The sequence below is a fragment of the Sphingopyxis sp. 22461 genome (assembly GCF_052044915.1).
GTDB lineage: Bacteria > Pseudomonadota > Alphaproteobacteria > Sphingomonadales > Sphingomonadaceae > Sphingopyxis.
Genome location: NZ_JBQENY010000002.1, coordinates 450,881 through 476,709, shown reverse-complemented (window position 1 = coordinate 476,709; position 25,829 = coordinate 450,881). Strand labels below are relative to the sequence as shown.

Sequence of the window (25,829 nt, the reverse complement as noted above, 5' to 3'; positions counted from 1 at the left end):
CGTCTCCTTTACGGGTGAGGAGGCGCGGCCCGTCCCAAAAATTCTTGGGACCCGCGCCTCTCCCTTATCAGCTGTTGATGAAATCGAGAAGGTCGGCGTTGAACCGGTCCTGATGGGTGACGGTGAGGCCGTGGTCGGCGCCTTCATAGACCTTGAGCACGGCGTGCTTGACGATCTTGACCGTCGAGAGCGCCGCGGCGCCGATCGGCACGATCTGGTCGTCGTCGCCGTGGAGGACGAGCGTCGGCTTGTCGAACTTCTTGAGGTCTTCGTTGAAGTCGCTTTCCGAAAAGGCGCGGATGCTGTCGAGCAGGCCCTTGAGGCCGCCGTTCATGCCCTGCCGCACGAAGTCGTCGCGCACCGCTTCGGAGACGACCGCGCCGTCGCGGTTATAGCCGTAAAAGGGCAGGCTCAGGTCCTTGAAGAATTGCGGGCGGTTGTCGAACGTGCCCTTGCGGATGCCGTCGAAGACGTCGATCGGCAGGCCGCCCGGATTGGCTTCGGTCTTGAGCATCAGCGGGGGGACCGCGCCGATCAGCGCGACTTTGGCAACGCGGGCGGTGCCGTGGCGGCCGATATAGCGGGTGACTTCGCCTCCGCCGGTTGAATGGCCGACGAGGATGACGTCCTTGAGATCCAACTGTTCGATCAGTTCGGCGAGGTCGTCGGCGTACTGGTCCATGTTGTTGTTGTCCCAGACCTGATCCGAGCGGCCATGGCTGCGGCGGTCGTGGGCGATGGTGCGGAAGCCCTGATTGGCGAAGAAGACCATCTGGGCGTCCCAGGCGTCGGCGCTGAGCGGCCAGCCGTGCGAGAAGACGATCGGCTGGGCATCCTTCGGACCCCAGTCCTTGAAGAAGATGTTGGTGCCGTCCTTGGTGGTGATGGTGGTCATGATATGGTTCCTTTCGATGAGCTTGCCGTTTTTGGGCGGGGGTGTCCGTCCCGGTGAAACAACAGATACGGCGATGCGCGCTTGATCGGGATTGGCGGACGCGACATTATCCGGGCCGATTCCGACAAAGGAGCCGCCATGCCCAAGCTGAAGGTGCCCGACCCCTCCGATATGCCGCTCGTCGAGGTCGGGATGATGACCTATCCCGACTGCCAGATGGGAATGGTCCACGGGATCACCGACTTGTTCGACGTCGCGGGGCGCTTTGCGGTGGATCACGGCCGGCGCCCGATCCGGGTCAGCCATTGGCAGCTGCAGGAGGGCGGCGGCTTTGCGCGCTGGTTCGACAGCCATCCGGGCGAGCCCGCGGGCAATTCGCCCGCGGTGCTGATCGCGCCGGGGAGCCTCCACAAATTGCTCGAGCCGGGCGAGGTCGAGCCCTATGCACGCTGGCTGCTCGACCGGCATGCGCAGGGCACGGTGCTCGCGTCGAATTGCGGCGGGGCGTTTGCGCTGGCGGCGACGGGATTGCTCGCGGGGCGGCCGGCGACGACGCACTGGTTTTTCGCCGAGGAGTTTCGCAGCCGCTTTCCCGATGTGCGGATGGAGGCCGACCGGATGGTGATCGACGATGGCGACATCGTCACCGCGGGCGGGCTGATGGCGTGGACCGATCTTGGGCTGCGCATCGTCGAACGGCTGCTGGGGCCGACGGTGATGATGGAGACCGCGCGCTTCCTGCTGATCGATCCGTCGGGGCGCGAGCAGAAACATTATGCGAGCTTCGCGCCGAAGCTGACGCACGGCGACGAGGCGATATTGAAGGTGCAGCACTGGCTGCAGGCGCGGGGAGCCGGGCCGGTGGCGGTCGCCGAGATGGCGGGCGAGGCGGGGATGGAGGAGCGCACCTTCCAGCGCCGCTTCAAGGCCGCGACCGGCATGACGCCCGTTGAATATGTCCAGCATCTGCGCGTGGGAAAGGCGCGCGAACTGCTGGAGTTCACGAAGCGGACGGTCGACCAGATCGCGTGGAGCGTCGGCTATGAGGATGCGGCGGCGTTCCGCAAATTGTTCCACCGCCTGATCGGGCTGTCGCCGCACGAATATCGGCAGCGTTTTTCGACGCCGCAGTCGCTGGCGGAGGTCGCCTGAAATTTTTTTCGCGCTCGTGTCGATTTGGCGGCGGCTCGTTCGTCGTGTTGGCAGGAGCCGCTGTTGGCCCGATCAAAAAGGAGATGGACGATGCGTGTAATGGTCTTTGTCAAAGCGACCGAGGACAGCGAAAAGGGCCTGCCGCCGACCGAGGACATGACCGAAATGTTCGAGGCGATGGGCAAGTATAACGAGGAGCTGGTCAACGCCGGCGTGATGGTCGACGGCGACGGGTTGAAACCCTCGTCGGCCGGCAAGCGCATCGCGTTCGACGGCGCGAGCCGCACCGTGATCGACGGCCCCTTTGCCGAGACGCGCGAACTCGTCGCGGGCTATTGGGTCTGGGAGGTCAAGGACATGGACGAGGCGGTCGCGTGGGCGAAGCGCTGCCCGAACCCGATGCCCGGGCCGAGCGAACTCGAAATCCGTCCTTTCTATGAAATGGAAGATTTCGGCGATGCGATGACGCCCGAGATTGCAGAGCGCGAACAGCGCCTCCGCGAAAAGCTCGGCGGCGATTAAGTCGTGCAGGCCGCCATGCTTGCCTCGCCCGCGATCTTAGCGGACAAGATGGGCATGGCGGCTGACGAAACCCACCGGGCGATCGAGGCGGTGTTCCGGATCGAGCGGGCGCGGTTGATTGCCGCGCTCGCCCGGATGACGCGCGACGTCGACCGCGCCGAGGAGCTGGCGCAGGAGGCGCTGCTGATCGCGCTGACCGAATGGCCGAAGTCGGGGGTGCCCGATAATCCGGGCGCCTGGCTGACCGCGGCGGCGAAACGGCGGGTGATCGACGGCGCGCGGCACCATGCGATGCGGGAGCGAAAACATGCCGAAATCGCCCGCGAACTCGATGAGGAGCGCGATATGAGCGCGGAGGCCGTCGAGGCGGCGCTCGACGATCCGCTCGGCGACGAACTGCTCGGGTTGATCTTCGCCGCCTGTCATCCGGTGATTTCGCCCGAGGCGCGCGCTGCGCTGACGCTGCGGCTGGTCGGCGGGTTGACGGTCGAGGAGATCGCCCGGGCTTTCCTGTCGAACGAAACCGCGATTGCGGCACGGATCACGCGCGCCAAGAAGGCGATTGCCAAGGCGGGCGTCGCGTTCGAAGTGCCGCGTGGGGCCGAGCTGGCAGCGCGTTTGGGGTCGGTGCTGGAGGTCGTCTATCTGATCTTCAACGAAGGCTATGCCGCGACCGCAGGGCCATCGCTCGTCCGACCGCCGCTTTGCGGCGAGGCGCAGCGACTGGGGCGTATCCTTGCCGGATTGATGCCCGAGCAGCCCGAGGTGCTGGGCTTGCTCGCGCTGATGGAAATTCAGGCGTCGCGGCTGACGGCGCGGGCGGGACCCGATGGGCGGTTCGTCCCGCTGACCGAACAGAACCGGGCACGGTGGGACCAGCTGCTCATCCGCCGCGGATTGAATGCGCTCGATCGGGCCGAGGAACTGGGCGGAACGGACGGACCCTATGTATTGCAGGCGGCGCTTGCGGCGTGCCATGCCCGGGCGCGTTCGGCGGAGGCAACCGACTGGCAGCGCATTGCCGGCCTCTACGACCGGCTGGGGCAGGTGATGCCGTCGCCGGTGGTCGAGCTCAATCGGGCGGTCGCGCATAGCATGGCGTTCGGCCCCGAGGCCGGATTGCGGCTGGTCGACGCGATCGCCGATGCGGCGGCGCTGCGCAATTATGCGCCGCTGCCTGCCGCGCGCGGCGATTTCCTGTTCCGCGCCGGGCGGCCGGATGAAGCGAGGGTTCAATTCGAGGCGGCGGCGGCGCTGTCGAGCAACGAGCGCGAACGCGATTTCCTGCTGGCCCGCGCCGCGGCATGCACCGAATGACGTCGGTCCGTATCGAGACGATCGGAACCGAGGCGCAGCCGCTCGTCATCCTCGACGATTTCGCGCCCGATCCCGATGCCTTGCGAAATTTTGCACAGGCGGCCGATTTCGCCCCGGCACTCAACCATTTTCCGGGGGTGCGGGCGGCGTTGCCCGCCGACTATCTCGCGACGCAGCTCCCGATCATTGCGGCCGCCGCCGCTGAAGCGTTCGGAAGGACCGGGCCGGTCACCGTGGTCGATGCGAGCTTTTCGATCGTCTCGACACTGGCGGGCGAACTGACCATCCCGCAGCGCCTGCCGCATATCGACGCTTTCACCGAGGATCGCATCGCACTCGTCCACTATCTGTCGCCTGCTGGCGGCGATGGCACCGCCTTCTTCCGCCACCGCTCGACAGGGTTCGAGACGGTGGATGAAACGCGGCGCGACCTGTTCTTTCGGCACCTCGACATCGAAATGCGCCACGGCGGGGTGCCGCCGCCCGAATATGTCCTGGGCGATACGCCGCTGTTCGAATGCCTCCGCACCGAACCGGCGCGCTATAATCGCGCGCTGCTCTATCGCAGCTGGAACCTCCACAGCGGGGCGATTTCGTCGGACAACCTGCTGGCGGCGGACCCGGGGGCGGGGCGTTTGACGGTCACGGGTTTCCTCTCGATCGGCTAAGTCCGCATCCGCCGCGATTTTGGCACGGCTGCGCGACGGTATCGCGCTGCTGTTCCGGAACAGGACAACGGTCCGTCGCACTTCGGTGTAAGCTGGGCGACGAACGGCTTATGGGCGCCCGCGCCTTCCCACTGAAAACTGGACGATAAACCTGTGTCTTTTCCGATCCGTATCCTGTTCCCTGCCGCGCTCGTAGCGACCGCGATGACGCTGCCCGCTCTTGCGCAAAGCAAGGCGATCACCGGGATCGACGCGCTGCGCGAGTGGAACCTCGTCGTGCTCGGCAACCTTGAATCCTCGTCCGAAGTCGAGGGGCGGACGTTCGTCGGCGGCAATCTTAGCGGCAATTCGTCGAACTATGGCATCCGCGCGACGACCTCGCCGAACGGGCAGCCGGGGCTGACCGTCGTCGGGAATGTCACGGGCAGCCACAAGAATCTGAACAACGGATCGGGCGCCGTGATCGGCGGCAACGTCTCGAGCGGTTTCAACCTCAACGGCCCGAACCAGACGGTGAAGGTCGGCGGGACGATCAGCAACACCAATATCAACCAGAATACGGTGATTTCGAACCTCGACGCGAGCAACCCGGCGTTCGGGCTGGGGTTGCAACAGAACAAGGCCGAATTGAAGAGCAGCATGGGCAGCCTGTCGTTCGAAATGGGCACGCTCAAATCGAACAGCCAGCTGACGGTGCAGGGCAACCGCGGCACCTTTACCGCGCAGCCGAATGCGCAGGGCCTGGCGGTGTTCAACATCACCGCGGCCGACCTCGACAAGATCGGCGAGATCCAGTTCAACCTGAACGGCGCGGACACCGCAATCGTCAACGTCAGCGGCCGGACGATCAACCTCAACGACAATTTCCTTGGCGGCACGAACAACCTCGGCGAACGGGTGATCTGGAATTTCCCCGAGGCCGAGGATCTGAAGCTGACCACCGCATGGGGCGGGTCGGCGCTCGCGCCGCTCGCCGATGCCGAGACGCGCAATTACATTCAGGGGTCGGCGGTGTTCGGCAACCTCAAGCAGAATGGCGAGATGCATATCGGGACGTTCAAGGGCGGTTATGCGACATCGCCGTCGGGCAGCAGTTCAAGCGGCGGCGACAGCTCGACGGGCGGCGGCGCGACCCCGGTTCCCGAACCGGGAATGTTTAGCCTGTTCGGGCTGTGCGTCGGCGGATTGATCCTGTTGCGGCGACGGCGCCCGGCGAAGCGGGACAAGGCTTAGCGCGCTTACTGTCGCTTTCATCCACCGGTGGATGACAGCGCACAAGTCGGGCGATGACGCGTGAGACAATCGCGCCATCGCCCCGACGAGATAGTTACATCGTCGTCGTTTGTGCGGGCGGCAGGCCGGTCGATTTGGCCTGCGCCTTCAGCTCTTCTTTCCGCGCGAGCATCTGTTCGCCGAGGGCGTCGAGGTCGACGTCGGCTGCGCGCGCTTGCTGGAACATATTGTCGTGCTCTTTCTCTTCCTCTTTCACATGATGCTCGATCTCTTCCTTGAGCACGGTGACCTTGGAATCGAAAAATTCGTCGTCGGGACTGGAGGCGACGATCTCGTTGATCAGTATCTTGGCGCCGTCATGCTCGACATAGGCTTCCTTCAGGAGGTCGTCGTCGATCTTCCCCTTGAGCGCGGGGTAGAAAACCTCTTCCTCGATCTGCGCATGGATCTTGAGCTCGGTGCAAATCTGGTCGGCGATGCGGCCCTTTTCCTTGCTGCCGTCGGCCTTTTCGAAGCTTGCGAACAATGCCTCGACCTCGCGGTGGTCCTTGGTCAGGATGTGGGTGGCGTCAGTATCTTCGCGGTTCATTGCAGTCTCCGTTCATTGCCTCCCCCGGAGTGAAGGAGAAACGGGGGGCTGAGACGAAGGTTGCGCGGGAGCGGCTAATATCCCCCCTGCGCGCCGGGCGGGCGGTAGAAGCGATGGCGAGTGACCGCGCCGTCGATGATGTGACCACGCAGACGCAGGCGCATTTCCTCGGCGCCGGCGGGCGTGGTGCAGATGAGGCGGGTGCCGCCCGATTGCAGCGGCTCGATCGCGCTGATGCTAACGCCTTGCGACAGGCAGATTTGCTTCACCTCGGCCTCGGGGAGCGCGAGATTCATCGCGCGGCTCATTCGAAGCCCGGATCGCGCGCCCAGGCACGGATCGCGGTGGCAACCTGTTCGTAGCCGGTGTCGCTGGCGGTTGCGAGCGCGAGCGGGCGTCCGCCGAGCTCGGCGTTCTCGCTATTGAGAAAGGCGATCGCGGGATCGCGTCCGCCCATCGTCAGAAAGGCGAGTTGGCTGATGTCGCCCTGGCGCCGCGCGTCGTCGCGGGGCAGCGGCGCGCGCTTTGGGCGGAAGAAGCTGTTCGACCGCGTCCTGGCGGGGGTAGCAGTCTCCTCGGTGACGGCCGGGTTGGCGAGGCTCGTTTCGGGATTCATGGCGCGCGGCTCCTCCTTGTAAGCGGGAGCGCGCATGTCTCTCAGTCGCGGCGGCCTACGAAAAACGCGTGCCGCGATAGTCTCTATATGGGGGCGCTGTGGGGACATTGTAAGGCGCCGCCGGGGAATGGTTCCCCGGCGGCGCGCTTTGGTCTAGGCGATCTCCCCGGCGAGCGGGCGGACGGCGCGCGGGCGGCGGTCGGGACCGACGGCGACGAAGATAAAGATCGCCTGCGTGACCTTGTTATCGTCGTCGGCGTGACGATCGCGCGCCCAGGCTTCGACCTCGACATGCATCGAGGTGCGGCCGACTTTCACCAATCGCCCGAACACCGAGACCTCGTCGCCGACGAAGACGGGGCGGTGGAAGGACATGCCTTCCACCGAGATCGTCACCGCGCGGCCGCGTGCGTGGCGCGAGGCCACCGACGACGCCGCAAGGTCCATCTGCGCCATCAGCCAGCCGCCGAAAATGTCGCCATAGACATTGGCGTTGGCGGGCATCGCGGTAACGCGGACGGCGGGCTGGCCGGTCGGCATGGCAGGCTCAGTTTGCATTATAGGCGCCCCGGATGCGCATCGCCTGCGCGGCGGCGACCATCGCGATCAGCGCGGGGCGAACCTCGTCCCATTTGCGCGTCTTGAGCCCGCAATCGGGGTTCACCCAGATCTGCGCGGCGGGGACATGTTTGCCGGCGAGGGTCAGGAGGTCGGTCATCTCGCGCTCGACGGGGATGCGCGGGCTGTGGATGTCGTAGACGCCGGGGCCGACTTCGTTCGGATAGGCGTAGGTGGCGAAGGCATCGAGCAGCTCCATCTGCGACCGCGCGGTCTCGATCGAGATGACGTCGGCGTCCATCGCGCCGATCGCGCGGATGATGTCGTTGAACTCCGAATAGCACATATGCGTGTGGATCTGCGTGTCGTCGCGGACGCCGCTTGCGGTGATCCGGAAGCTTTCGACCGCCCAGTCGAGGTAATGCTGCCATTCGCTGCGGCGGAGGGGGAGGCCTTCGCGCAGCGCGGCTTCGTCGATCTGGATGATCGCGGCGCCGGCAGCCTCGAGGTCCTGCACCTCGTCGCGGATCGCGAGCGCGATCTGGCGGCAGCTCGTCTCGCGCGGCTGGTCGTCGCGGACGAAAGACCAGTTGAGGATGGTGACGGGGCCGGTGAGCATGCCCTTCATCGGCCGGTCGGTCTGGTCCTGCGCATAGCGCCACCAGTCGACCGTCATCGCCGCGGGGCGCGCGACGTCGCCGTAGAGGATCGGCGGGCGGACGCAGCGCGAGCCATAGCTTTGCACCCAGCCGGCGCGGGTGAAGGCGAAGCCGGCGAGCTGCTCGCCGAAATATTGCACCATGTCGTTACGTTCGAACTCGCCGTGGACGAGGACGTCGAGGCCGATTTCCTCCTGCCATTTGACCGCGGCGCGCGTTTCGACGCGCAGATAGCGGTCGTAGGCGGCATCGTCGATCTCGCCCTTGATATGCGCGGCGCGCGCCTTGCGGACCTCGGGAGTCTGCGGGAAGCTGCCGATCGTCGTGGTCGGGAAAGCGGGGAGGGCGAGGCGCTTTTGCTGCGCGTCGCGTCGGTCGGCGAAGGGCGAGGCGCGGTTGGTGGCGGACTCGTCGAGCGCGGCGAGGCGGGCGGCGACCGCGGGGTTGTGGATTTTTGGCGAGGTCTGGCGTGCGACCGCGGCGATGCGCGAGGCCGAGAAGGCGGCGAAGCTCGCGTCCTCGCCTTCGTTCAGCGCCTTGGCGAGCGCGGCAAGCTCTTCGATCTTTTGCGCCGCGAAGGCGAGCCACTGCGCGATTTCGGGGTCGAGCGACGTTTCGAGCACGAGGTCGACGGGGACGTGGAGGAGCGAGCAGGACGGGGCGAGGATGAGGTCGCGTTTGCCGGCGAGTTCCTTGAGCCGCCAATAGAGGTCGGGGAGGTTGGCGCGCCAGATGTTGCGGCCGTCGACGACGCCGAGCGAGAGCAGAACGTGCGGCTGGAGCTTCGTCAGGGCGGGTTCGAGCTGGCCCGGCGCGCGGACGAGGTCGAGGTGGAGGCCGTGGACGGGAAGGTCGGCGACGAGACCCAGATTGTCGCCCAGACCACCAAAGTAGGTGGTGAGCATCAGCTTCGGCCCGCGGGTAGCGAGGCGGGCGTAGGCGCGTTCGAAGGCGGTGCGCTGCTCGGCCGAAAGGTCGAGGACGAGGCAGGGTTCGTCGATCTGGACCCACTCGGCGCCGGCCTTGGCGAGGCGGGCGAGGATTTCGGCGTAGGCGTCGAGAAGCTGCGGCAGCAGCGCGAGCGGTTCGACCGCCTTGCCCTTGGCGAGCATCAGATAGCTGACGGGGCCGAGGAGGACGGGGCGCGTTTGATAACCCAGCGCCTTGGCCTCCTCAAATTCGTCGAAGATCTTGGTCGAAGCGATCTTGAACGTCTGACCCGCGGTCAGTTCGGGGACCATGAAATGATAGTTGGTGTCGAACCATTTGGTCATTTCCTGCGCGGTGGTGTCGTGGCTGTGGCCGCAGGCGGACGGCCCCGTTGCATCACCTTGCGCGCCGCGGGCCATGGCGAAATAGAGGTCGGGGTCGACGGTGTCGCCGCTCCAGTCGTAGCGCGGCGGGATCGCGCCGATCAGCGCGCTGGTGTCGAGGACGTGATCGTAGAGCGAGAAGTCGTTCGAGGGCAAAATGTCGGCGCCGAGTGCCTTTTGCCGCGTCCAATTGAGGGCGCGGAGGCCCGATGCGGCGGTCTGCAGTTCGGCGAGCGTGGATTTGCCCGCCCAATAGCTTTCGAGCGCGAATTTGAGCTCGCGGCGAAGGCCGATGCGGGGGAAGCCGAGGGTGGCGACGCTGACAGTCATTTCTTCAAGCACCTTGCAAGGGGCAAGGCGCCGGGCAGACGAGCAGGCACGCGTCTGCGCCCGCAAAGCAAGGGTCGGGCGCAGCCATGCATGCGGCCTGACCGGACACCCCGCCGGAGGACGTATCTGACGAGGCAGGTCTCCTGGCTCACGGATCGACGCGGCGGTCTGGCCTTCCCGGTTCCTTGCGAACCAGTGACACATAGCGACCATCGCTCACCGCTTACAGTTGCGGGGGCAGCGCCGGTTTTGCACCGGCTTCCCGTCTTAGCTCCACGCCGTGCAACGGGCGCGGAGAACCTCGACAGGTTGGAACATAACGAAACGGCAGGCTCTGTCAACACACATATAAAGAATTCTTTATATGACATTTCCGGGGCACGGATCGGGCGGCGCCCCGGCCCGGCGCGCCATGCCATCGTCAAGTCGTTTGTCGATTCGAAATGGCGACCCGTCGAACGGACTGCTGATGATACTGGGCAGTATGACAATGATATGCCGTATATTTTCGAGGTCGTGCGCCGCCCTTCGTGGTGCCGTCCGTATGTCCGTGTGACGCAGGAGACGCATCGCCGACCCAATATTTCGCCCCCGGCGGCGGTCACGGCTGGGCCAGCCGTCGGGACTGCCCCCTTCGTTTCCCCCACCGAAGGCTCTCCCCCAATGAAGCTCCCCCAGCAAAACCCCAGCGGCTCCAACGACGGCGAATGCGACTGTCTGCCGCGTCCAGAAATACAAGCCGACAGGCCCGCGCTGACGACTTTTGTCCTGCGATACCAGGATGCCTGGTTCGGAATGGAAAAGCGCGTCGCGTTCGAGGCCGAAGATGTCGCGGCGGCGCTCGTGATGATGGAGCGCGAGCCGATTGGCGCGTGGGCCGAACTCACGAGCGAGGGCGAACTGATCTGCCGCCGCGGGTATGAGCCGGGCGGCGCGGCCGGCTATTGGGTCGTCGACTGAGGCGCGGGGCGTCAGAAACGCTCGCGGACCATCTCCCCGCTCTTCGCGCACGGCGCCTTCGCGTTGCCGGGGTCGATCGCATACGCCAAACCTCGTCATTCGCGCGAAGAGGATAGGGTTCAACCGCTCGCCGATTTCCGCAGCTTTTCGCTCGCGGGCGCCGGATCGTTCGCGGGCGCGGGGAGGCCGAAGAGGGCGCGGCGGGCGGCTTCGCCGGCGCGGCGCAGCGGTTCGACGAGTTCGGCATGGGCGGCCTCCCACGCTTCTTCCTCGTCCGCGTCGAGCGTGCGTTCATAATCCTCGTCGCCGAACGCGCCTTCCTCGATGCCGATAAAACCGCCCGGCGGCGGGAAGTTGGTGCGCAGCTCGCCGGTTTCCTCGTCGTGCCAGACGGTCATTGCCGCGGCCTCTTCCTCGGGGGTCGGCCCCTCCTCGTCAGCGCTTTCGGGTCCGGCGTCGAAAATGGCGGAAATCTGCGCAACTTCATTCGCGATTGCGGTTCCGCGCCACAGGCTGGCGAGGGGATTGGCGCGGTTGTCGCGCGCGGCGAGCCAGAGCGCGAGGGCGGCCGCCATTCCGTCCTTCTGCCCCTCGGCGTCGGTGTTTTCCGCCCCGGCGGCGCCCGGCGCCACAGCTTCGGCGGCGTCGAAGAGCGCGAGGAAGCCCGGCCAGTCGCCGGCGATGATCTGCGCGAGCATCTCCTCGCCCAGCCATCCTCATTTTTGGGGTGCGCGCGTTTCGACCATCTTGTCGAGCCGCGCGAGCATCGCGAGGCCGAGGCGCGAATCGATGCGGCGGCGCTTGGTGAAGGTGCGGCCCTCCTCGCGCTGGATCTCGGCGGTTTCGTCATAACCCCAGATCGCGCGGTCGAGCAGCTCGTCGACAAGCCGCCCGCGCGCAATCAGCAGCGCCGCGGCGCAGCCGAGCCTGAACGCCGCGCCCTCGGGCCGCTGCTTCAGCTGATAGACGGCGGACGGCGACATGCCGACCTTCGCCGCCGAAATCTTCACCGACCCGTTGGTGGCGAAGGCTTCGAGAAAGTCGCGCTGGAGCCGCGGCGTCCAGTGATAGCTGCCGGGGGCAGGGATGGTGGCGGGGTTATGCGCGGCGTCGTCTATCGATTCGTCCTTTCGGTTAGATAAAACCGATGAAATGAACCATATGGGTGAAATGTAGGAAAGGCTTCTTTTCGCTCTTTGACGGCGCCAAGGTTGAGATGTATCTGCGCCTAATAGTACCGGTGCTGAGACGAAAGCGCGCCGTTATGCTTGTGAGAGGAAGAGCAGAATGGCCGCCAATGTGACCAAGGATCATTTTCTGAAAGCTGCCTTAGAAATAGGGCAGAATGGCGAAAATGATACGTTGCCCTACGATATAGATGCTCAATTCGTGAAAGAAAAATCCGAACAGCTATCGGAAATTTGCTTTGGTTTGTTTGAGCGTTTGGAGAAAGTTCAGCGCGCTCAAGCTGTGTCTATAGTTAACTCATTTAACGTGGGAGCGGAGAGGTTACTCGTTGCTACCGGCTCGCACGGATTTCGGATTACGACAAAGCTCCACCCGTTCTGGAATCTTTATCTGAATGGTTTGGCTTTTGGGATAGCTGAGGCGAACGAGCCGCTTAGATCAAATAGAGTTCATTCGTACCGTCTTGGTAAAGATCCAGCCCAACTGTTTGATCGAGATAGATCATGGCGTGCCTATAAAGAGGCTACGCTAGCCGATAATGCTATGGAGCTTGAGGGAGCGGTGGTCGTTCAAACAGACATATCTAGCTTCTATGATAGGATTTATCACCACAGGCTGGAAAACTCCCTAGATCGGATATTCCCGAACAAAAATATATCAGTTCAAATTGATAGGCTGCTAAATAAGATATCGTCAGGGAGGTCATTCGGCCTTCCTGTCGGGGGCCAGTGCTCTCGTGTACTTGCTGAAGTGATGATGGTTCCGATAGATAATTCTTTATCCGACGCTGGCCTGCATTGGCATAGGTATGTCGATGATTTCACAGTTATTTGTTCGTCTCAGCAAGATGCATATACTGCACTATCGGTCCTCTCGCACGCATTGGCCGATTTCGGCTTGTCTCTCAACAGGACCAAAACCACGATTTTGAGTGCGAAGCATTATAAGGAATATGTGGCCGCTCAGCTTGGAGATGGCGAAAGCACAAGCGTAGCTTTGAGGGAACTCGATCTTCATTTTGATCCTTACTCCGACCACGCGCAGTCGGAGTATGATGAGTTAAAAAAGTCTGTTGAGAATATAGATATCGAGTTCTTGCTGAATCTTGAGAGAGAGAAATCTCAGCCAGACGCATTTGTTCTCGCACAGATCAGCCGTACCCTGAAATTCCAGGACCCCCAGACCGCAGCCAATTTATGCGCAACGCTTTTGGATCCAAAGAATCTCGATTCTTTTCGAGCCTCTTGGTCGAAAATTATGCGTGGCATATATGCAGTTAGAGCGAGCGAGGAGTTTTCAGAGATATTCAAAAATATTGATGATTTGCTAGATATTGTACCTCAGAAGGTGCCTCATCTTCTCTTACCGGAAGGGAATGTTCTTCATTATCTGCGAGCAATTAGATTTGTTAGATCGGATGTCAGGGGGCGCTCGGTCCGAGAAATATATGATAGGACATCTTCTCACACCGTTAAACGTGCTTGCATAGATTGCTGGCGGCATTGGGCAGATAGTGCGAGCTTTCAACGGTTGCGAAACCAGTGGCAGAACTTGGGAAGCTCTGAACAGCGTATGCTTTGGTTGGCAGCTAGCAGATTTGGGGATGAAGGTACGCACGCGCGCAAGCAACTGCAGAGCACGTTGAATACCGCTTGGCGGGTTGGTGTCGAATTTGGCAATGGGCCAACATTCGCTACTCTATATGAGGAATGGTCGAAGGATGTTGCGTAGGAGATTACCGCTACGCGACCCTCGCACAGTTGCGCGCGACATACCGGGCATACTGGATATCCTTTTTCCTCGACTTAGCGGGGGACTGGTAACATCGTTGAATAAGCGAATGTTCCACTTTGAAGAGATAGCGCCGATCCATGATTCCCTCGTAGTATCGAGCGCTCTCCAACCGTCTATGCTTTTCGAGTTGTCGGTCGTACGCGCAGAGGCAATTCTATCGGGCAACGAGAATCCCGACTGGCCGACTTACCTAGACGTCGCGGTGAAGCGGCAGAGTCGACACTTTGATGCTAAAATTCCTAGCGCACTTTACGAGAATGACGTCGAAATTGCCGAGTTGGCGGCGCGAAATCTTGTAACGATGCTGCGGGGCATCGAGCGTCAAAATCAACCTCACCAACTTAGCAGCAATCCATTTGTTCCCGGTCTCGGATGGATTGCATCAGGTGTAGGCGACTTCGCTTTGGGTAACATCCTTATTGAGGTGAAGCACACTGACAGAAATTTTATCGCAGGCGATTTTCGGCAAGTCTTGATCTACTGGATTCTTAAATACGTTTCTTACCTCGAACGCGACGATGAGGTTTGGACGGATTTCATCTTGATCAATCCTCGTCGAAATTCTGCTCTTTCTTTGAATTTCGACTATCTAATCAAAGCTGCTTCCCCGAACTTGAGTCGCCTTGAAATTTACGAGCAATTCCGATCGATTGTGGGGGGCGAGGCTGAAACGCGGTTGTAGCTAGGCTCATCGCTCTAAGCCCCGTTCGCCGCCGACAAGATCGCCCGCACACTCGCCGTCGCCACGTCCGTATCCAGCCCGCAGCCGAACAGGCTCTTCCCGTCGGCGGTGCGGCACTCCACGTACGCCGCGGCCTGCACATTGCTGCCCTGGCCGATCGCGTGCTCGCTATAGTCGACGATGTCCATGATCGGGCCGCCTGACTCGGCGAGCGCGGCGATGACGCTGCTCATCAGGCCGTTGCCGCGGCCGCTGACGCTGCGCGGGGTGCCGTCGATGGTGAGCTTGCCCGCGAAGATGCGGTCGGTGCCCGCATGGCTTTCCGACCAGTCGACGAGCTGGAAGCGCTTGCCCTCGGTGACCAGATAGGCGTGGTCGAAGGCGCCCCAGATGTCTTCGGCGCCGAGTTCGCGGCTCGTTTCGTCGGCGAGCGCCTGTACGACATGGCTGAAGCTCGCCTGCATTTTCTTGGGTAGTTTCAGCCCCTTGTCCTGTTCGAGTACCCACGCGACGCCGCCCTTGCCGGACTGGCTGTTGACGCGGATCACCGCTTCATAGCTGCGGCCGAGGTCGGCGGGGTCGATGGGCAGATAGGGGACTTCCCAGCGCTCGTCATTCTGGCGCTCGCGCGCGGCGAAGCCCTTCTTGATCGCGTCCTGATGGCTGCCCGAAAAGGCGGTGTAGACCAATTCGCCGCCATAGGGGTGGCGCGGGTGGACGGGAAGCTGGTTGCAATATTCGACCGTCTGGATGACCTCGTCGATGTTCGAGAAGTCGAGCTCTGGATCGACGCCCTGCGTGTACATGTTGAGCGCGATGGTGACGAGGCAGGTGTTGCCGGTGCGCTCGCCATTGCCGAACAGGCAGCCCTCGACGCGGTCGGCGCCCGCGAGCAGGCCGAGCTCGGCCGCGGCGACGCCGGTGCCGCGGTCGTTGTGCGTGTGCAGGCTGATGATCGCCTTGTCGCGGCCGGGCAGATTCTTGGCGAAATATTCGATCTGGTCGGCGTAGATGTTCGGGGTCGCCGCCTCGACCGTCGCGGGGAGGTTGAGGATGATCGGGTTGTCGGTGGTGGGCTGGAGGATGTCCATCACCGCGGCGCACACCTCGATTGAGAAATCGATTTCGGCGGTCGAGAAGGTTTCGGGGCTGTATTCGAAGCGCCAGTCCGTCTGCGGCAGACGCGCGGCGTTGTCGCGGAGCTGCTTTGCGCCCTCGATCGCGATCTGTTTGATGTCGGCCATTTCCATGCCGAAGACGATCTTGCGCCACGCGGGGCTGACCGCGTTATAGACGTGGACGATCGCGGTCTTTGCGCCCGCGAGGCTGTCGAAGCTGGTGCGGATGAGGTCGGCGCGGCTTTGCGTCAGCACCTGCGGGGTGACGTCGTCGGGGATGCGGCCCGATTTCACGAGGCCCGAGATGAAGTCGAACTCGGTCGCGCCGGCGCTGGGGAAGCCGACTTCGATTTCTTTCAGCCCGATGCGGACGAGCAGGTCGAAGAAGCGCGCCTTTTTCTCGGCATCCATCGGGTCGATCAGCGCCTGATTGCCGTCGCGCATGTCGGTGGAGAGCCAGATCGGCGCCTGGGTGGTGACGCGGCCGGGCCATTCGCGATTGCTCAAGGGAATCTGCGGAAAGGCGCTGTACTTGACCGAGGGGTCGCGGAGCATGGTCATGATGTTTGGACTTCTTCTGGTGGTTGCGATGCTGTGTCGATCGGACCCTTGAGCGGGTGGCCGCGACTAGCGCGCAGCCAGTGTCACGCCCAAGGGCGTGTAAGTCGCAGAAGAAGAAGGGCGTTGCCGCGCATGGGGAGGCTATTGGTTCAAAATGTCGCGTTTGGCAAGGGGGGAGTGTGAAAATTGCGTGGTTGTACCTCCTTCGTCATCCCCGCGAAGGCGGGGATCCCGCTATTGCGGTAAAAGCGGGACCCCCGCCTTCGCGGGGGTGACGAGTGAAGAACGGCGGCGGGCTCAGCCTGTCACCCATTCGACCTTCGGATCGGTGAAATCGACAACGTCGGCGAGTTCGCGGACGTTCGGATAACCATAGCCGACGAGGTTGATGAAGGTCTGGATATTGAGTGCGAGCGCGGCCGATTTGAGCGGCACCGGGCTGCGGTGGTTCGAGAAATTATTGTTGCAATAGATGAGGATGGGGCGACCCGCGTTGGCGCCGATCACCGCGGCGAGGCTCTCGGCGGTGAAGTCGGTGAGCGGCAGGTTGACCGCGCCCTTGATGTGGCCGCGCGCGAAGGCGTCCTTCGAGCGCGCGTCGAGGAGGAGGGTGCCGGGCTTGGCGGCCTCGGCCTTGAAGGCGTCGAAGGCGATGAGGCGCGTCGCGCGCGCGGGGGCGACGCTGGCGGTGAGCGCCTGGAAGGCGGGATAATCGATTTGCGGATTGGCCTGCGCCAGCGCGGGGGTGGCGACGGTGAGGGCGAAAGCGAGAAGCAGGGTGCGCATGGTGATCCTCCCTTGAATGGGGGGAAGCTACGCCGCCTTGGCTGGCTCTGCGATGAACCGAAAATGTCGCCGGGCCGCAAGGGATCTTGCGGCCCGGCGCAGTGCAGGGGTTGGTGGCGGGGCGAGCGTCAAGCGGCTTCGCTCTCGTCGTCGTCTTCGTCCCACGGTTCGAAAACCTCGTCCTCGATCAGATTGTCGACCGCGTGGATGCGCACGCCGATGCACCAGTCCAGAAGCGGGCCTTCCCATGCGGCCTCGACTTCGCTGAGGACTTCGGCGGCGTCCGCCGGGCGGTCGCCGACGAGGTCGAAATCCTGCACGCCGTCGTCGGGCGGGGTGATGTAGACATGCGGGTCGAGCCGGATATTTGCCCAGCCGATGGTGGGGGCAAGACCCTCGACCTCGACGACCAGCAGCGGATTTTCCTCGTCGCCGTCGATCGAGGCGTTCACTTCGACAATTTCACGTACCAGTTCGCTCATCACATGGCTCCTGTACGAAAAGGGGCGGGACCATCGCTGGCCCCGCCCCCCTTTTACCCGGCGCGTGTGACAGATTGGGTGCGCTTACTGCTTTTCGAACGCGGCGTGGATTTCGAGTTCGACCGCGTCGCTGACGTAGGGAATGCCCATCGAGACGCCGAAATCGCTGCGCTTGATCGTGGTTTCGGCCTGGAAACCGATGGTTTCCTTCTTGTTCATCCCCATGCCCGCGCCGTGGAAGTCGACGTCGAGCGTGACGGGCTTGGTCACGCCGTTGAGCGTCAAATTGCCGGTGACCTTGGCCTCGTCGCCGTCGCTGTCGAGCACGACGCTGGTCGAGACGAATTTGGCGTCGGCGGGGGCGGCGCCGAAGAAGTCGGGCTTGCCGCCGTCCTTGCCGGCGCGCAGCAGGTGGCTGGTCAGGCCGGCGCTGGCGGTGGTGACCTTTGCCACGGGGATCGTGACGTCGACCTTCGCCGCGGCGAGATTCTTGGGATCGATGACGAGCGTGCCGGTCACGTCGCCGAAGATGCCGGTATATTTGCTGAAGCCGAGGTGATCGACTTCCCACACGACCATCGTGTGGCCGGCGTCGGCGGCGTAGGTGCCCGCGGTGACGCGCGTCTTGTCGGGCGCGCCGGGGGCGGAGCCGCCCTGCGCGAGGACGATCGGGGTGGCGACGACGGCGAGTGCGAGGGCGGCGAGGGGGACGATGCGACGCATGAGAAAGTCTCCTGTTGAGGAAGGCGCGAAGCTAGGCGAAGGCGAGGGACGGCGTCAATAAGCCCCACGGAAACGCAGCGTTGCGATTTGGGTTGCGGCTGCGCATCACCGCAAGGCGCTTGTGCCGCGCCCGCTTTCATGCTGCAACGCGGTAAGCTACGAAAGCTGGGCACGAAGGCTGGGGGGCCGACGTCGATGGATAGCTTGTTCGCCCGCGAATCGGGCGAGGTTGAAAATGCCTTTCTGGCGGCGCCGTTCGAAGCAGACGGCTGGAACGCGGCGTTGCGTCTGTTCGCGCGGCGGACCGGATCGTCGCGCGCGCAATTGCTGGGGCTGGGCGACGACGCGACTTTGTTCAACTTCATGCCCGATATCGACCCCGCCTATCAGCGCGAATTCGTGGAAATCGAGGGATGGCGGCCCGAGGTCAACTGGCGCGTCGCCGCGAGCGGCCGCCCGCTCGAGATATTGAGCGAGACGCATTACGACGTCGCGCGCCAGCACAGCGGCACCGACGATTATGAGGAGCATATCCGCCGCTGGGACGGCGTCCACGGCTGTCAGACCGTGCTGGTCGAGGGCGAGGGGCTGCTCGTCGGGCTGGCGGCGCTGCGGTCCGAGCGCGACGGCCGCACCGGGCAGCGCGACCGCAAGCTGTTCGCCGCGGGCGCGACCTATGCGCTGGCGGCGGTCCGCATGCAGCAGGCGATGGCGCAGCGCGGCGCCGCGATGACCGTCGGCGCGTTCGACGCGATCGATGTCGCGGCCTTTCTGGTCGACCGCCACGGCGCGGTCGCGGCGCTGTCGGCGGCGGCCGAGGCAATCGTCGGCGATGGGCCGGGCGGAGCGCTGCGCCTGCGCCGCGGCCGGCTGGGCGCCGCGCGCCGCGATGCCGATACGGCGTTGCAGGCGGCGCTGACACGCGCGCTGAACGGGGAGGCGATGCAGCAGCACTGGATCGGGTCGCCGCAGGAGGGCGAGGACGGGTTATTGTGCGAACTCTTCCGCCTGCCGCGGCGCGAATGGGATTTCGGACTCGACCCGCGCGTGCTGGTGGTCGCGCGGCGCGCCGCGGATATTCCCGCGATGCGGATCGTGCCGCTGCGCGCGGCGCTGGGCCTGACCGAAGCCGAGGCCGAGATCGCGCTGCGCCTGGCGAATGGCGAGGCGCGCGAGGAGATCGCGGCGGGGCGCGGCACGAGCACGCAAACGCTGGGCACGCAGATCAAGTCGATCCTGCGCAAGAGCGACGTCGCCCGCGAGGCCGAACTGACGGCGCTGGTGAACCGGTTGCTGCGCTAAAGGAACGGACCGGAAGATACCGGCGGCGGGTCGCGAGCCGCCGATATCCCCCCTCAGGCCGGGCGCCGTCATTGCCGTGCAACGCCGTGCCCCCCATGATCCACCGGCAGGCCGAGGCAAGCCGTTGATCCGCGGCGGGTATCATCGATCTGTCGCGAGTGTCATACCCCGTTCGGGGTATATGCGACGAGCAGAGGGTCAGGGGCCTGACCCTAGGGCGCGCGGCGTGCCTCGAACCATTCGCGCATCGCCGCGGCGGCGCAGCCGGTGAAACCGTAGCTGCCGACGGGCGAGCAGCTGTTCGGGCGGCTCGCTGCCGCGGCGCCATTGGTATAGCCGTCGACGGCCGAGGCCCAGCTGCCGCCGCCGGCGGGAACATCTTCCTTCAACTCTTCGCGCAATTCCTTTGGCACGCGGTAGCGTTCGGTCTCGGGCTGCTGCGCGCAGACGACGATCTCGTCGCCTTTGGGTTCGGGGCAGGGTTCGTCGCCATAGGTGTAGAGGACCGAGGTGCGCTGCGGCGGCTCGCCCGATTGCGCGAGCGAGCTGTCATTCTGCGCCAGTGCGGGCGCGGCGAAGGCGAGTGCCGCGAAGAGGGGGAGGAGGAGGCCGGCTGTTTTCTTCATTATCGATCGCGTTCCCAGACCCCGTATCCCCGCGGCGCAGATTGATGCGCGAAGATGAACCTAAGCCGAACTCGCCCGGCCTAACCCATTGCGCTTTCGGCGGGAACGGGAATGCGGCGGCCCGGCGCGGGGCCGATGTGACTCAGATGGTGTCTCGAAAATGGAAAACCAGACCCCCGTTCCGGCAGTTCGTCGCAGCGGGGTGGGCCTTTGCAACGCTGCATACCCCCCGACCCCTCCCGCAAGCGGGAAGGGAGAAGGATGGCAACTTCCGGTCGATATCGTCGCCGCGGAGCGGCTGCCTTTGCCGGTAAACGTTCCGGCAGCCGATCTTTGATGTGAACCGACTGGAGCGCCGCGCCTAACCTGCTAAGGGCATTCTATGCTTCACATGCACGGCCACGGCGGCACCGTCCAAATCGATGGTGTCAAATATGACTGGGAACTCCTGAGCGAGCCCCAACTGTCCTCTTCCGAAGGCTGGAGGGGCATGAGGGTCGCCCTGCGCCAGAGAGATATGCCACGCGAAGCCGTGCTAGAATTTCCGACGCCAAAGCGCCTGTTGAAAGGATTGCCGAAAGGGCGTTCGCACATCAACGACGCGATAGCCCTGCGAGGGGTGCGAGCGGCATTGTCGGCAGGATGGGACCCGGCTTCTCGCGGCAAGCCGATAGTCTTCATGGTTGATGCCAACGGCGACTAGGCGCAATCGTCTGGAGCACCGGCATCCAGCCTGAAGCGCGGCAATTCCTCCTTTGGGAGAGGGGGAATATGAGGGTTTATTTTAGTCGCCCAACCAATCGGTTGTGATCACTCCCCTCTGCCCCTCCGGCGCCAGCGCGGCGCGCAGGGCTTCCAGCAGAGGCGGCAGCGCCTGCGTGAAGGCGTAGGGCGGGTTGACGATAAAAAGGCCCGCGCCGTTATAGATGTCGGGCTGATCGCGATCGTACAACCAATGCTCCACCACCAGAAATTTCGGGATGCCGAGCTTGCGTAGCTGCGCCTTCCACCGCACATGCGTGGCGCGGTCCTTCAGCGGATACCAGATCACCGTCACGCCATGCGCCCATTTGCGGTGCGCGGCGGCGAGGGTGGCGGTAATCTGTGCGCGTTCATCGGTCTGCTCGTACGGCGGGTCGACCACCACCACGCCGCGCGCGGTGCGGGGCGGCAGCATCGCCAGCCAAAGCTCGTAGGCGTCGCGCTGATGCACGGCGGCGGATGTGCCGCGCATCGCGCCGCGCAGGGCATAGGCGTCGTCGGGATGTTTCTCGTTCAGGATCAGAAAATCCTGCGGACGCAGAAGCTGCGCCAAGAAGCGCGGCGATCCGGGGTAGAGGCGCGGCTCTTCCCCGGCATTTACCGCCTGCACGGCGGCGCGATAGTCGTCCAGCAAGGGGTTCGTGTCGGCAAAGGCGCGCACTACGCCTTGTGTAGCCTCACCGGTGCGCCTCGCCTCCTCGCCGCCAAGGTCGTACAGGCCGCAGCCGGCATGGGTGTCGATCAGGGTGAGCGCGCTCTCTTTGAGCTGCAACGCCCGCACAAGGGCGATCAGCAGGCTGTGCTTTACGACATCGGCGCTGTTGCCAGCATGGAAGGAATGGCGATAATTCATTGTAATTCAAAATCCTGGCGATCTGCCTCTATACCAACGGCTGGGCGCGGAAGCCGAGCGCGAGGCGATGGAAGCAACCAATCCGGTGCCCGTATAGAATCGGGCGGAAACCTTCAAAGCATTCTGCGCAAGGCCTCAACGAGCCGGATGCGATTGGCTTTGCCGCGAAGCGTCCGGTCGTCTGATGTCGGCCGAACATTCACATAACGTCGCATTATCAGAACTGCGGCGCTTCGACGCCCGCGTCCGTCAGTAGCGGACCTGCATCCGCCCGATGTCGAATGACTTGGACCGGTCGTTTCCCGCCACTGACCTATATGGCGCCGAGCGAGGCGCTGATCGCACCCCACACCTGCGTCAGTTCGTCGGCGGTGATGCAATAGGGCGGCATCACGTAGAGCGTGTTGCCGAGCGGGCGGAGGAGGACGCCGTGGTCGCGGGTGAAGGCGATCAGGCGCGGGGCGAGGTTCGAGAGATAGCCCGCGTCGGGGACGACGATGTCGAGCGCGGCGATGGTGCCGAGGCGGCGCGGGTTTTGGGCGCGCGGGTCGTGGCTGAGCAGCGACAGATGCGCGGCCTGCGCATCGGCGAGGGTGTCGATGCGTTGCTGGACGGGTTCGTCGCGCCAGATTTCGAGGTTCGCGTTCGCGGCGGCGCAGGCGATCGGGTTCGCGGTGTAGCTCGACGAATGATAGAAGGTCTTGGCGCGGTCGGTCGAGAAATGCGCCTCGAAGATCGGCTCGATGCAGAGGGTGACCGCGAGCGGCAGCGCGCCGCCGGTCAGGCCTTTCGAGAGGCAGACGATGTCGGGGATCACGCCTGCCTGATCGCAGGCGAAGCGCGTGCCGGTGCGGCCCCAGCCGGTCATTACCTCGTCGGCGATGAAGAGGACGCCGTGGCGCGCGCAGATCGCGCGCATCTCGGCGAGCACCCATGCGGGATAGATGAGCATGCCGCCCGCGCCGAGGATCAGCGGTTCGACGATGAAGGCGGCGGGTTTTTGTGCGCAGGCGGTTTCGAGCGCGTCGAGCGCCGCCTGTTCGCGGCCTTCGTGCGGGAAGGGTATGGTGTCGACGTCGAACAGCAACGGCTGCCAGGCGCGGTTGTAGACGCCGCGCTCGCCGACCGACATCGTGCCGATCGTGTCGCCGTGATAGCTATGCTCGAGGACGAGGATGCGGCTGCGCGGCTCGCCGATGTTATACCAGTAGCCGAGCGCCATTTTGAGCGCGACCTCGACGCTGGTCGAGCCCGAGTCCGAGAAGAAGACGCGCGTGAGCGGATCGGGGGTGATGCGGATCAGCTCGGCGGCGAGGCTTTCGGCGGGCTCGTGCGTCCAGCCGGCGAAGATGAGCTGGTCGAGCTTTTCGCTCTGCTTGGCGATCGCGGCCATGATGCGCGGGTGCGCGTGGCCGTGGGTGGTGACCCACCATGAGGAGATCGCGTCGATCCAGCTTTGGCCGTCGGCGGCGTAGAGTTTGGCGTCTTTGGCGTGCGAAATCAGCGGGATGGGGTCGCCGAGGCCGTGCTGGGTGAAGGGGTGCCAGATGGGGGAGGTCATGTGGGAACCATTCTCTTTCGTCATTCCCGCGAAGGCGGGAATCCCGCTTAGTCGCGAACGATGCAAAGAAAAAGCGGGACCCCCGCCTTCGCGGGGGTGACGAAAATTAGAGGAAGTCCGCGAGGTCGAAGTTCGCGCTGAATGCGGCGGCGAGCGTTTCGCTGGTCAGCGGATCGATGATCGGCAGGCGGCCCAGGCGGCGAACGCCCGCGATGTCGGAGATGATCGCCTCGCTGTCCTCCACCGCGTCGCCAAGGAAGGCGAGGCCGTGGATCGGGACGCCGCGCGCGCGGAGCGCCTCGATCGTGAGCAGGCTGTGGTTGATCGTGCCGAGCGCGGTGCGCGCACAGACGATCACCGGGATCTGCCATTTCGCGAACAGGTCGGCGTAGAGCGTCGCGCGCGTGACGGGGACGAGCGCGCCGCCGGCGCCCTCGACGATGAGGTTGCCGGTCGGCGGGGTCAGCGTTTCAAGCTCGATGTTAACGCCGTCAATTTCGGCAGCCAGATGCGGCGAGGCGGGGGTGATGAGGCGCCAGGCTTCGGGGCGGATCGGCACGCCCGCGAGGCGCGCGACGGCCTCGCTGTCGGTCTCTTCTTCGAGCCCCGACTGGATCGGTTTCCAGTAAGGCGTGCCGGTGGCCTGTGCCAAAGCGGCAGAAAAGATGGTTTTTCCGATACCGGTATCGGTGCCGGTGACGACGAAGCGCGTCATGCCGCCGCCATCGCCTGCGCCAGCGCGTCGGCCATATCGTCTATGTTGTCTTCGTCAACATTGAGCGTGATCGCGATGCGGAGACGCGCGGTTCCCTGCGCCACCGTCGGCGGGCGGATGCCGCGGATGTCGAAGCCCGCGTCGCGCAGGCTTCCCGCGATGCGCATCGTGCGATCGTTGTCGCCGATGATCACGGGCAGGATCTGCGTGCCGCTGGCGGGGATGCCGAGCGGGACGAGGCGTTCGGCGGCGTGGCGGACGAGGGCGTGGAGGCGCGCCTGCCGTTCGGGCTCGTTCGCGACGATCTCGATCGCTTGCCGGACGAGCCACGCCATCAGCGGCGAGGGCGCGGTCGAGAAGATGAAGGGGCGGCCGCGGTTGACGAGGAAGTCGCACGCGATCGCGGGGGCACAGAGCAGCGCACCCTCGGCGCCCAAGGCCTTGCCGCAGGTGTGGAGGGTGATCAAATTGTCGCGGCGCGCGAGGCCGTGCGCGAGCCCCGTGCCGCCGGGGCCGAAAACGCCGGTTGCGTGCGCTTCGTCGACGACGAGCACGGCGTCGTGGCGGTCGGCGACGGCAGCGAGCTCGGCGAGCGGGGCGCGGTCGCCGTCCATGCTGTAGAGGCTTTCGACCGCGATCCACGGGGTTCCGGCGCCGCCGCCCGCGCGCCAGCGTGCGATGATGTCGTCGAACGCCTGCGCGTCGTTGTGCGCGGCGGGGACGTGCCCTGCGCGGCCGAGCTTCATGCCGTCGTGCGCGCTCGCGTGGATCAGTTCGTCGTGGACGACGAGGTCGCCGCGCTGGGGGAGCGCCGCGAACAGCGCGGCGTTGGCGGCGAAACCGGTGGGGAAGAAGAGCGCGGCTTCGCTGCCGTAATGGCGCGCGGCGTGCGCTTCGAGCGCCTCATGCTCGGCGTGATTGCCGCGGAGCAGGCGCGAGCCGCCCGAGCCCGCAGGAAGGCCGCGTTCGATGCCGGCGGCGAGGGCGGTGCGCAGCGCGTCGGAGTCCGCGAGGCCAAGATAGTCGTTCGACGCGAAATCGCGGCCGGCGCGCGGTGCGAGCGAGCGGCGGCGGCTGTCGTGCGCGAGCGCCGCGAGATCGGCGTGGTGGGCGGTAAAAGGGGAGGGCACCATCTTCTTCCTTCTCTCGTCATCCCCGCGAAAGCGAAAACCCAGTAGCAACGCTGGCTCGCTGGGTTCCCGCTTTCGCGGGGATGACGAAGTTTTTCAGTCTGTGCGGCTGCCGCCTTCTAGCGCCTGCCGTTCTTCGCCGGTCAGCCGGTGCGGGGTGGCGATGGGTTCGAGCGTTTTTGCGTCGAAAAGCGCGGCTTTCCGACGGTCGCCCGAGACGATGTCCTTGATCGCGCGTGTGAAAAAGCGCCGCATCAGCGTCGGCGTACCCATGCGGGGCAGATGGCTGGCGTCGCCGGTTGCGTCCTGCGTGAAGAGATGGCCGCGTAGTGGCCCGAAGACCCGTTCGCGCCTTGCCGGATCGCAGGCGGCGGTCAGGATCGTGATGAAGGGGAGTTTGCCGTTCTTAAACGTGTTGAACAGCGGCGTGCGGCAGCAGGCCGCATACCAGCGCAGCGTCGGCGCGTCGGTCAGGTGGAGGCAGGCGAGGCGCTCGCGGCCGGTGTCGAGGCGCATGCGCGCGCAGCGCGTCTGATAGAGCGCAGTGCCGCCGTGCGCGTCGAGCAGGCGTTCGGCGTGGCCGAGATGGTGCGTGAGGTTCTGGCAATCGGTGCAGTGGCAGACGACATGGTCGCCCTCGCCCGAAACGACGGTCATCGTTCCGGTAACGGTTCCGCAGTCGCAGGCGAAGGAGAGATCGGATGTCATCGCCATCCCCCTAGTCCGTTGCCCAC

Annotated in this window: 27 protein-coding genes, 1 pseudogene and 1 riboswitch; of the genes and pseudogenes, 10 read left to right on the top strand and 18 right to left on the bottom strand. The window is 64.4% G+C overall.

The window, feature by feature from the left end:
* Positions 1-67: 67 nt before the first annotated feature.
* Complete coding sequence (locus ACTJI5_RS04925) at positions 68-895, bottom strand: alpha/beta fold hydrolase (protein WP_310256313.1); 828 nt, start codon at positions 893-895, stop codon at positions 68-70.
* A gap of 138 nt (positions 896-1,033) precedes the next feature.
* On the opposite strand from ACTJI5_RS04925, the gene ACTJI5_RS04920 reads away from it, so the two are divergent.
* From ACTJI5_RS04920 to ACTJI5_RS04900, 5 genes and pseudogenes are all read left to right on the top strand, one after another.
* Positions 1,034-2,047 (top strand): GlxA family transcriptional regulator, encoded by a 1,014-nt coding sequence (locus tag ACTJI5_RS04920; protein ID WP_440859544.1) that lies wholly within the window; start codon positions 1,034-1,036, stop codon positions 2,045-2,047.
* 90 nt (positions 2,048-2,137) lie between these two features.
* Positions 2,138-2,488: pseudogene (locus ACTJI5_RS04915) on the top strand (YciI family protein); the annotation flags it as partial.
* Between the two features lie 96 nt (positions 2,489-2,584).
* Positions 2,585-3,886 carry an RNA polymerase sigma factor gene (locus ACTJI5_RS04910; protein ID WP_440859543.1) on the top strand — a complete coding sequence of 434 codons (1,302 nt, stop codon included), beginning with the start codon at positions 2,585-2,587 and terminating at the stop codon, positions 3,884-3,886.
* Positions 3,883-4,554, top strand: coding sequence for a DUF6445 family protein (locus tag ACTJI5_RS04905; RefSeq protein WP_440859542.1), 672 nt, complete (start codon positions 3,883-3,885; stop codon positions 4,552-4,554). The genes ACTJI5_RS04910 and ACTJI5_RS04905 overlap by 4 nt, the downstream gene beginning before the upstream one ends.
* Positions 4,555-4,707: 153 nt before the next feature.
* Positions 4,708-5,787, top strand: coding sequence for a choice-of-anchor A family protein (locus tag ACTJI5_RS04900; RefSeq protein WP_440859541.1), 1,080 nt, complete (start codon positions 4,708-4,710; stop codon positions 5,785-5,787).
* A gap of 94 nt (positions 5,788-5,881) precedes the next feature.
* Here the strand turns inward: ACTJI5_RS04900 and ACTJI5_RS04895 are convergent, their stop codons facing one another.
* The 5 genes from ACTJI5_RS04895 to metE form a co-directional block, all read right to left on the bottom strand.
* On the bottom strand, positions 5,882-6,376 hold the full coding sequence (locus ACTJI5_RS04895; protein ID WP_440859540.1) for a hemerythrin domain-containing protein: 495 nt from the start codon (positions 6,374-6,376) through the stop codon (positions 5,882-5,884).
* Between the two features lie 74 nt (positions 6,377-6,450).
* The gene (locus ACTJI5_RS04890) at positions 6,451-6,672 is read right to left on the bottom strand and encodes a hypothetical protein (RefSeq protein WP_440859539.1); all 222 of its coding nucleotides are present in this window, start codon (positions 6,670-6,672) and stop codon (positions 6,451-6,453) included.
* 8 nt (positions 6,673-6,680) lie between these two features.
* Positions 6,681-6,992, bottom strand: coding sequence for a hypothetical protein (locus tag ACTJI5_RS04885; RefSeq protein WP_440859538.1), 312 nt, complete (start codon positions 6,990-6,992; stop codon positions 6,681-6,683).
* A 153-nt stretch (positions 6,993-7,145) separates the two neighbouring features.
* Positions 7,146-7,550 carry an acyl-CoA thioesterase gene (locus ACTJI5_RS04880; RefSeq protein ID WP_440859537.1) on the bottom strand — a complete coding sequence of 135 codons (405 nt, stop codon included), beginning with the start codon at positions 7,548-7,550 and terminating at the stop codon, positions 7,146-7,148.
* A complete protein-coding gene (gene metE / locus ACTJI5_RS04875) occupies positions 7,540-9,852 on the bottom strand; it encodes a 5-methyltetrahydropteroyltriglutamate--homocysteine S-methyltransferase (RefSeq protein WP_440859536.1) in 2,313 nt (770 codons plus the stop codon). The genes ACTJI5_RS04880 and metE overlap by 11 nt, the downstream gene beginning before the upstream one ends.
* A gap of 116 nt (positions 9,853-9,968) precedes the next feature.
* A riboswitch (cobalamin riboswitch) is annotated at positions 9,969-10,171 on the bottom strand.
* A 344-nt stretch (positions 10,172-10,515) separates the two neighbouring features.
* Here metE and ACTJI5_RS04870 point away from each other — a divergent pair.
* A complete protein-coding gene (locus tag ACTJI5_RS04870; RefSeq protein ID WP_439511399.1) occupies positions 10,516-10,812 on the top strand; it encodes a hypothetical protein in 297 nt (98 codons plus the stop codon).
* 119 nt (positions 10,813-10,931) lie between these two features.
* On the opposite strand, the gene ACTJI5_RS04865 is transcribed toward ACTJI5_RS04870, so the two are convergent.
* Entirely contained in the window at positions 10,932-11,510 is a 579-nt protein-coding gene (locus ACTJI5_RS04865) for a hypothetical protein (RefSeq protein WP_440859535.1), read from the bottom strand.
* A gap of 18 nt (positions 11,511-11,528) precedes the next feature.
* Positions 11,529-11,822: a hypothetical protein gene (locus tag ACTJI5_RS04860; protein ID WP_440859534.1), complete on the bottom strand. Its 294-nt coding sequence runs from the start codon at positions 11,820-11,822 to the stop codon at positions 11,529-11,531.
* Positions 11,823-12,099: 277 nt separating this feature from the next.
* Between ACTJI5_RS04860 and ACTJI5_RS04855 the strand changes: the two genes are divergently transcribed.
* A complete protein-coding gene (locus tag ACTJI5_RS04855; protein WP_440859533.1) occupies positions 12,100-13,731 on the top strand; it encodes an RNA-directed DNA polymerase in 1,632 nt (543 codons plus the stop codon).
* Between the two features lie 109 nt (positions 13,732-13,840).
* Positions 13,841-14,476, top strand: coding sequence for a hypothetical protein (locus tag ACTJI5_RS04850; RefSeq protein WP_440859532.1), 636 nt, complete (start codon positions 13,841-13,843; stop codon positions 14,474-14,476).
* Between the two features lie 14 nt (positions 14,477-14,490).
* Here the strand turns inward: ACTJI5_RS04850 and leuA are convergent, their stop codons facing one another.
* From leuA to ACTJI5_RS04830, 4 genes are all read right to left on the bottom strand, one after another.
* Entirely contained in the window at positions 14,491-16,155 is a 1,665-nt protein-coding gene (leuA, locus tag ACTJI5_RS04845; protein WP_440859531.1) for a 2-isopropylmalate synthase, read from the bottom strand.
* Between the two features lie 297 nt (positions 16,156-16,452).
* Positions 16,453-16,941 (bottom strand): rhodanese-like domain-containing protein, encoded by a 489-nt coding sequence (locus tag ACTJI5_RS04840; RefSeq protein ID WP_440859530.1) that lies wholly within the window; start codon positions 16,939-16,941, stop codon positions 16,453-16,455.
* Positions 16,942-17,069: 128 nt separating this feature from the next.
* Positions 17,070-17,423 carry a hypothetical protein gene (locus ACTJI5_RS04835; protein ID WP_310256286.1) on the bottom strand — a complete coding sequence of 118 codons (354 nt, stop codon included), beginning with the start codon at positions 17,421-17,423 and terminating at the stop codon, positions 17,070-17,072.
* 84 nt (positions 17,424-17,507) lie between these two features.
* A complete protein-coding gene (locus ACTJI5_RS04830; RefSeq protein ID WP_440859529.1) occupies positions 17,508-18,146 on the bottom strand; it encodes a YceI family protein in 639 nt (212 codons plus the stop codon).
* A gap of 195 nt (positions 18,147-18,341) precedes the next feature.
* Here ACTJI5_RS04830 and ACTJI5_RS04825 point away from each other — a divergent pair, with 195 nt between their 5' ends.
* Positions 18,342-19,448: a helix-turn-helix transcriptional regulator gene (locus ACTJI5_RS04825; protein ID WP_440859528.1), complete on the top strand. Its 1,107-nt coding sequence runs from the start codon at positions 18,342-18,344 to the stop codon at positions 19,446-19,448.
* A 212-nt stretch (positions 19,449-19,660) separates the two neighbouring features.
* Here ACTJI5_RS04825 and ACTJI5_RS04820 read toward each other — a convergent pair whose 3' ends face one another.
* A complete protein-coding gene (locus tag ACTJI5_RS04820) occupies positions 19,661-20,074 on the bottom strand; it encodes a hypothetical protein (protein WP_056371080.1) in 414 nt (137 codons plus the stop codon).
* A 382-nt stretch (positions 20,075-20,456) separates the two neighbouring features.
* On the opposite strand from ACTJI5_RS04820, the gene ACTJI5_RS04815 reads away from it, so the two are divergent.
* Complete coding sequence (locus ACTJI5_RS04815) at positions 20,457-20,777, top strand: hypothetical protein (protein WP_310256281.1); 321 nt, start codon at positions 20,457-20,459, stop codon at positions 20,775-20,777.
* An 81-nt stretch (positions 20,778-20,858) separates the two neighbouring features.
* Here the strand turns inward: ACTJI5_RS04815 and ACTJI5_RS04810 are convergent, their stop codons facing one another.
* The 5 genes from ACTJI5_RS04810 to ACTJI5_RS04790 form a co-directional block, all read right to left on the bottom strand.
* Complete coding sequence (locus ACTJI5_RS04810) at positions 20,859-21,689, bottom strand: 23S rRNA (adenine(2030)-N(6))-methyltransferase RlmJ (RefSeq protein WP_440859527.1); 831 nt, start codon at positions 21,687-21,689, stop codon at positions 20,859-20,861.
* 313 nt (positions 21,690-22,002) lie between these two features.
* Positions 22,003-23,250, bottom strand: a complete 1,248-nt coding sequence (locus tag ACTJI5_RS04805; RefSeq protein ID WP_440859526.1) for an adenosylmethionine--8-amino-7-oxononanoate transaminase — start codon at positions 23,248-23,250, stop codon at positions 22,003-22,005.
* Between the two features lie 106 nt (positions 23,251-23,356).
* On the bottom strand, positions 23,357-23,965 hold the full coding sequence (gene bioD, locus ACTJI5_RS04800) for a dethiobiotin synthase (protein ID WP_440859525.1): 609 nt from the start codon (positions 23,963-23,965) through the stop codon (positions 23,357-23,359).
* Positions 23,962-25,098: an 8-amino-7-oxononanoate synthase gene (locus tag ACTJI5_RS04795; RefSeq protein ID WP_440859524.1), complete on the bottom strand. Its 1,137-nt coding sequence runs from the start codon at positions 25,096-25,098 to the stop codon at positions 23,962-23,964. The genes bioD and ACTJI5_RS04795 overlap by 4 nt, the downstream gene beginning before the upstream one ends.
* Before the next feature lie 93 nt (positions 25,099-25,191).
* Complete coding sequence (locus ACTJI5_RS04790) at positions 25,192-25,803, bottom strand: DUF6151 family protein (protein WP_440859523.1); 612 nt, start codon at positions 25,801-25,803, stop codon at positions 25,192-25,194.
* Positions 25,804-25,829: the final 26 nt, after the last annotated feature.